Source organism: Corynebacterium sp. HMSC072G08 (assembly GCF_001809185.1).
Lineage (GTDB): Bacteria > Actinomycetota > Actinomycetes > Mycobacteriales > Mycobacteriaceae > Corynebacterium > Corynebacterium phoceense.
Window position 1 is genome coordinate 1 of record NZ_KV796457.1, and the last position, 6,387, is coordinate 6,387.

General features: G+C 67.0%; 5 protein-coding genes, 1 tRNA gene and 1 other RNA gene. 1 reads left to right on the forward strand and 6 read right to left on the reverse strand.

What is annotated here, in order from left to right; all coding sequences use genetic code 11:
• Nucleotides 1–47 precede the first annotated feature (47 nt).
• From recR to ffs, 6 genes are all read right to left on the reverse strand, one after another.
• Nucleotides 48–707, reverse strand: coding sequence for a recombination mediator RecR (recR, locus tag HMPREF2559_RS10255; RefSeq protein WP_066513107.1), 660 nt, complete (start codon nt 705–707; stop codon nt 48–50).
• Between the two features lie 62 nt (nt 708–769).
• Nucleotides 770–1,147 carry a YbaB/EbfC family nucleoid-associated protein gene (locus HMPREF2559_RS10260; RefSeq protein ID WP_066486030.1) on the reverse strand — a complete coding sequence of 126 codons (378 nt, stop codon included), beginning with the start codon at nt 1,145–1,147 and terminating at the stop codon, nt 770–772.
• 47 nt (nt 1,148–1,194) lie between these two features.
• A complete protein-coding gene (locus HMPREF2559_RS10265; RefSeq protein ID WP_066486028.1) occupies nt 1,195–4,020 on the reverse strand; it encodes a DNA polymerase III subunit gamma and tau in 2,826 nt (941 codons plus the stop codon).
• 76 nt (nt 4,021–4,096) lie between these two features.
• Nucleotides 4,097–4,606, reverse strand: a complete 510-nt coding sequence (locus HMPREF2559_RS10270) for a suppressor of fused domain protein (RefSeq protein WP_068801402.1) — start codon at nt 4,604–4,606, stop codon at nt 4,097–4,099.
• On the reverse strand, nt 4,607–5,878 hold the full coding sequence (locus tag HMPREF2559_RS10275; protein WP_066486026.1) for an aspartate aminotransferase type Ic: 1,272 nt from the start codon (nt 5,876–5,878) through the stop codon (nt 4,607–4,609).
• 74 nt (nt 5,879–5,952) lie between these two features.
• Nucleotides 5,953–6,047, reverse strand: an RNA gene (gene ffs, locus HMPREF2559_RS10280) — signal recognition particle sRNA small type.
• Between the two features lie 152 nt (nt 6,048–6,199).
• On the opposite strand from ffs, the gene HMPREF2559_RS10285 reads away from it, so the two are divergent.
• Nucleotides 6,200–6,288 (forward strand) — tRNA-Ser (locus HMPREF2559_RS10285).
• The last annotated feature ends 99 nt before the right edge of the window (nt 6,289–6,387 follow it).

Genomic DNA, 6,387 nt, shown 5'->3' on the forward strand with positions numbered 1-6,387 from the left:
CCAGGAATCCGGTACTCTGTCGCGCGCACGCGGACAGGCCCCCAAAACTAACGCACAGCCAGACGCCCCGACAGCGCACGCGACAACGTCAACTCATCCACAAACTCCAAGTCCCCGCCCAACGGCATACCCGACGCTAGTCGCGTGATCTTCAAATCCGGGAAGTCCCGCAGCAACCGCACGAGGTAGGACGCCGTCGCCTCGCCCTCCGTATTGGGATCGGTGGCGAGGATGACCTCCTTGATGTCGGGGGCGGCATCGTAAAGCGGGTGCTCCGGCGTGGAATCCGCGAGCTCGCGGTCCTCGAGCACCCCGCCAATTCGCTGGAGCAGCTGCGCGATGTTCAAGTTCTTCGGCCCGATATTCGCCAGCGGGTCAAGCGCCCCGCCCAGCACGTGATAACGCCCGTTGTACTCACCCGTGCGCTCGATGACCTGGATGTCCTTGGGTTCCTCCACCACGCAAATCGTCGACGCGTCACGCTGCGAGTTGATACAAATCCGGCACACGTCCTCGCGCGAGATATTGCAGCAAATACGGCAGAACGTCACACCGTCGCGCACCGCCCCCAGCGCGTCCTGCAAACGCGTGATGTCCTCCGGTTCCATGTGCAGCACGTGGAACGCGATACGCTGCGCCGACTTCGGCCCCACTCCCGGCAGACGCGAAAACTCATCGATGAGGTCCTGCAGCGGTCCTTCGAACACGCAAACTCCTTATATAAAACGCACAAAAGCCGCGGCAGAACCGCGGCTTTCAGGGGCCAAGTTTACTGCTGGCCGAAGACGTCACCGAAGTTCGGACCGTCATAGTTCTGCTGCGACTGGCCCATGCCCTGCGACAGCGGGCCAATCTTCTCCTGTGCCAGCCTACCGGCTGCCGCGTGTGCTTCCTTGTAAGCACCGATGATGAGGTCCTTGAGCGTGTCGACGTCCTCTGGGTCCACGATGGACTTGTCAATCTGCAGGTCGACGAGCTCCGCGCCGCCAGTCATGGTGATGGAGACGAGGCCGTTGCCGGCGGTACCGGTGACGTTGGTGGCCAGGATCTCCTCCTGCGCCTTCGCCAGCTCGGCCTGCACGCGGGACGCCTGGTTAATGAGTTCCTGCATGTCGAAGCCCTGCTGCTGCGGATCCGGGGTGGTCATCGTAGTGCCTTTCGTAGGGTGAATTTTACTTCGAACCAGTGTACCCGTCAGGCCCGCCGCGCGCCGAGCTCTTGCTCGAGCAACTCGACGGCGACTTCCATCGCGGTGCGGTGGTCATGCTGGCCCGCGGTACGGGCTTCTTCGGCCATCATGCGTTCTTCCTCGTCGCGGTCCACCGGCGCCCCAGGCGCTGCCTCGCTTGCCGATGCCCCCACGCCTCCAGTCGCCTGAGCCCTCGCCGCCGCCATGCGCGCCTGCGCCGCGCTCGCCGCGGACTCCGGCTGCGTTGCAGCCGGTCGTTGCAGCATGCGCTGCGGCTGCTGTGGGGCAGGCCGAGCAGGCTGCGTGTTCTGTGCAGGCTGGGAAGTCTGGGCCGGTTGAGCTGGCTGGGCCTGCTGCTGCGCCGGGGCGGCGTTCTGCGGCGCCGACTGCTGCAGCTGCTGCATGTCGGGACGCGGAGGCGCCTGGCCGGCCTCGGGGTCTGGCGGCAGGAACTCCGGCGGTGCGAAGTCTTCCTCCGGGCCCGGGTCCGGCGGCAGCGGCACGCCGTCGCTAAACGACGGCGTGTGCTTGTTCCACTCCTCGTAGGCCTGGCGCTTGGACTCCGCGGCCTGCGCGATGCGACTGCGCCAATCGGGCTTGTCGTCCTGCGGCTGTTGCTGCGACGCGGGCGCTGATGACGGCATTGGCTGCTGAGGATGTGCCTCGGCGGCCTCCTCACGGCGCAGGTGCGGCGTCGGGTCGGGACGCGGCGGCAGGTGATGGTGCGTCTCCTGCTGGGCAGGCTGTGCTTCCTCGCCGATCGGTCGCGGCGAGCCCCAGCCCTCACGGGCGGTCGGCTGCGGGGATGACTCAGCCGACTCCTGGGGCGCAGACTCCTGGGCCGGCTCAGCCGACTCAGCTTCCTCGCCGATGGGGCGTGGGGCGCCCCAGCCCGATGCCGACGTCGGCGCGGGGGTGGAGGGGGCATCGGAAGGCTGGGGCTCGTTAGGACTCTCTGCCTCCTTGTCGTCCGTCTCACGGGCGGGCTGATTGGGGTTCCACGCCTGGCGCGGCTGCGCGAGCGGCGGGAGGCCGGCGGCCTCGGGCGAGGTGCCGACGATGCACTCGACCTTCAGCGTCGTGCCCGTCTTCTCCGCGAGGACGGCGGCGATGTCTTTGTTCTTCGCCTCATCGTTGATGCGGTGCGCAAGCGCCCCGGTCGTGTGGCCAAGGATGAGCGTCTCATCGCGCAGGCCGAGGACACGCGCCTCGGTGAGCATGATCTCGGCGACCTTGTTGCGCTGGCCAATCGCGGCACGCAGCTCGGCCCACGAGGCGCGAATCTGCTCGAGAAGCTCGGGGCCCGGGGCGGTCTGCTGCTGCGGAGTCTCGGCCGCGGGCTGGGTCTGCTCGGGCTGCTCCGGCTGCGGCGCGGCAAGCTGAGCTGGCTGAGGCTGCTCCTGTCGCTGCTGCGTAGGCTGCTGGGATTGCTCTGGCTGCTGCTCCTGGCGCGGGGCGGGCTGTTGCGGCTGCGTGGGTTGCTGTTGTTCCTGTCGCTGCGCGGGCTGTTGTTGGGCAGGCTGTTGGGGCGCGGGCTGGGCCGGCGGAGTGGCGGCCGCGGCCGAGGCGGCGCGGCGAGCGGCGAGGAGCGCGGCACCGGCCTGGGCGCCGGTCTGCGCGCCGGCGGTGGCAGACGGCACGGAGGCCGCGGGGGCGCCGGGGCCAGCGGCCGAGGCGGCGGCGGATGCCGCGGGAACGCCAGCCGTGGCGCCGGAAGGGCCGGGGGCAGCGGCGGGGGCCGGGGCGGACAGCAAGCGCGCGCCCATGATTTCCAGGAGCAGGCGCGGGGAGCTGGCGCCACGGAGCTTGGGCAGCTCCTCGTTGAGCGCGGAGGCGAGGTGGGCCAGCTGCGCGTTGGAGAAGGCGGCGGCCTCGTTGGTCATGGCCTCGGCGCGATCCTCGGGCACGGCGACGAGGCCGGCGGCGACGGCATCGGGCACGGCTTGGAGCACAAGCAAGTCGCGGAGGCGGTCGAGCAGGTCGGTAGCGAAGCGGCGGGGTTCCTCGCCGCTTTCGACGACGGCATCGATAAGCTGGAAGAACGCGGCCTTGTCACCGGCGGCGAGGGCGGCGACGGCGTCGTCGATGACCGAAATGTCCGTGATGCCGAGGAGCGGGCGCGCGAGATCGTAGGTGAGGCCATCGGGGCCAGCACCGGCGAGGAGCTGGTCGAGGATGGACAGGGTATCGCGCGGGGAACCGCCGCCCGCGGAGATGACCATGGGGTAGACGGAATCTTCGACCGTGACACCCTCAGCGGCGACAGTGCGCTGGAGCAGGCCCTTCATCGCGGACGGGGTGAGCAGGCGGAACGGGTAGTTGTGCGTGCGCGAACGGATGGTGGGCAGCATCTTCTCCAGCTCGGTGGTGGCGAAGATGAAGATGACGTGCTCCGGCGGCTCCTCGACGACCTTGAGCAGCGCGTTGAAGCCCGCATTCGAAATCATGTGGGCCTCGTCGATGATGAAGATGCGGTAGCGCGACTCGGCAGGCGCGAAGTAGGCGCGGTCGCGCAGATCGCGCATGTCGTCCACGCCGTTATGCGAAGCGGCGTCGAGCTCCGTGACGTCCAGATTGCCGGGGCCGCCGGGGGCGAGCGAGACGCAGGAATCGCACACGCCGCAGGGCGTCGAGGTGGGGCCTTGCTCGCAGTTGAGCGAGCGGGCCATGATGCGCGCGGAGGAGGTCTTGCCACAGCCGCGCGGGCCGGAAAACAGGTAGGCGTGATTAATACGCCCCGCGTCGAGCGCGGTGGACAAGGGCCGGGTGACCTGCTCTTGGCCTACCACCTCGGCGAAGGTTGCTGGACGATATTTCCGGTAAAGAGCCACGATTGCACAGTCTACCGTCTAGCGCGCGCGGGCAAAGCCGGGCGGCGACCAGAAAGGCGCCAGGAAAGACGCGGGGTTAAGACTCGAAACGCGACCAGTCGAGGAGGTCGATCTCAGACTCAGCGACGGCGTCCTGGAGCGCTGGCACGCCTTCCTCGACGGCATAGGCGTACTCGGAATCCGTGAGCGCCACGAGCTGAAGCATGAGCGTCCAGCGGCCATCCAGCTTGACCTGTGGCGTGGGCCCGCCCCAGAGCCAAGGAGCAACGAGGACGCCGTGGCGACCCGGGCCCAGCTTGGGCAGGAGGGTGCCCGGCTGGGCGGGGATGACGCGGGCGGCATCGAGAAGCTCAGTGGCTTCCGTGATAAGAGCGGCGAGGGAGGACAAGGGGGCGCGGGCGACGGTGAGAATCTCCGCGCGCACGTCCATGCCCTCCGCGGAAAGCCCCGTGGAGACCTCCGCGAAGCGGGTCGTGGCGACGAGGTTCTCGTCATTGTCCAGCGACGCGTAGGCCAAGTCATTCTCAAAGCGCAACTGCGCCGGAATGATATTAGCCAACCAGGCTTGGGTCTCCGCGGCGTTCATTTACGCCCCGAGCTTCTCCAGCGCCGCGAGCAGGACGCAGGTGGCCACGCCATCCATGGCCGTCTCGACCTCGGCCAGCGGCGGCAGGGACGGCGCCAAGCGGATGTTGCGGTCGTTGGGGTCCTCGCCGTGCGGGTACGCGGAGCCGGCCTTGGTGAGCACGATGCCGGCATCCTTGGCGAGCTCCCACACGCGCGTCGCCGTGCCGTCGATGACGTCCAGCGAGATGAAGTAGCCGCCCTTCGGCTCGGTCCAGCGCGCGACCTCGTACTCGCCGAGACGCTCGGAGAGGATGCGCAGGACCGCGTCGAACTTAGGCGCGAGGAGCGCTGCGTGACGGCGCATGACCGAACGCACGCCCTCAGCCGAGCCGAAGAACTCGTAGTGCGCGAGCTGGTTAATCTTGTTCGGGCCAATGCCGCGGATGCCCGCAAACGAGCGGTACCACTCGAGGTTCTCCAGCGAGGACGCGAAGAACGCGACGCCCGCGCCGGCGAAGGTGATCTTCGACGTCGAGGACATCACCCAGAAACGGTTCGGGTTGCCAGCCTCGCGCGCGTAGTCGAGGATGGGCAGAATCTGCGGGAAATCCTCGGTGAGCGTGTGGACCGCGTACGCGTTGTCCCACACGACGCGGAAGTCCGGGGCGGCGGTCTCCAGAGAAGCGAGCTCGCGAGCGATCTCTTCCGAGATGGTCACGCCCGTCGGATTGGAGAACATCGGCACCGTCCACATGCCCTTAACCTGTGGGTCCTGGACGAGCTCGCGGATAGCGCCCATGTCCGGGCCGTCCTCAAGCATAGGCACGGTGATGAGCTCGTAGCCGAACTTCTCGGTGATCGCGAAGTGGCGGTCGTAGCCCGGCACCGGGCAAATCCACTTAACCTTGTCCTCCTGGCCCCACGGGCGCTCGGAGTCGTTCGTGCCCCACGTGTGCGCGAACGAGATGAGGTCGAACATGATGTTGAGCGAGGAGCTATCCGCCGCGACGAGGTTCTCCGCCGGGATGCCCAGCAGCTTGCCCCACAGCTCGCGAACCTCGCGGATGCCGTCGAGGTTGCCGTAGTTGCGCAGGTCGTTGCCCGCCGCGTCGGTGTAGTTGTCCTCACCCGGCAGGGACAGCAGGTCATTAGCCAGGTCCGACTGTGCCTTGGAGGGCTTGCCGCGCGTGAGGTTGAGCTGCAGGCCCTTGGCCTTGAGCTCCGCGTAGTCCTTGCGGATGCGCTCAGCGAGTTCCTTGAGCTGATCAGCATCGAGTGATAGCAGCGACATGGTGGCCTTCCCTAACGTGATGAACAAATTGCTATGCCGCACACAGTGTAGCCGACTCCCCGCCCCGAAAAACGATTAACGGACCCCGCGCACCCGCCAGAGCCTCCTGACCCTTGCTGCATTCCTGCCCTGGGGGAGTTCAGAGGATAAACGCCACGCGGAATCCTGCTGCCTACTTTAACCGCTGCCCCGCGTCCGTTCCAAACTAGGTTGCCCCAACCTTCCGATGCCCCCTCCACCCCACCGCAGCCTCCCCTCCCCAAAGCTTCGCCTGAGCTGGCGATTTTGCGTGATTGCTACGGCCTGATAATGTTTCTCAGCGGAGGATTCGACTAGCGGCCTATGTCACACGCCTGGAACGCGTGCGGGAGTCACATCCCTCAGGGGTTCAAATCCCCTATCCTCCGCCAAAGGAAATCCCGGCTCTTTTAGAGTCGGGATTTTTTGGATCTTAAACCAGCCCGAGCTTCTCGAAGGCGGGGCTAAGTAGCAAAATGTGTGTCCGCTAC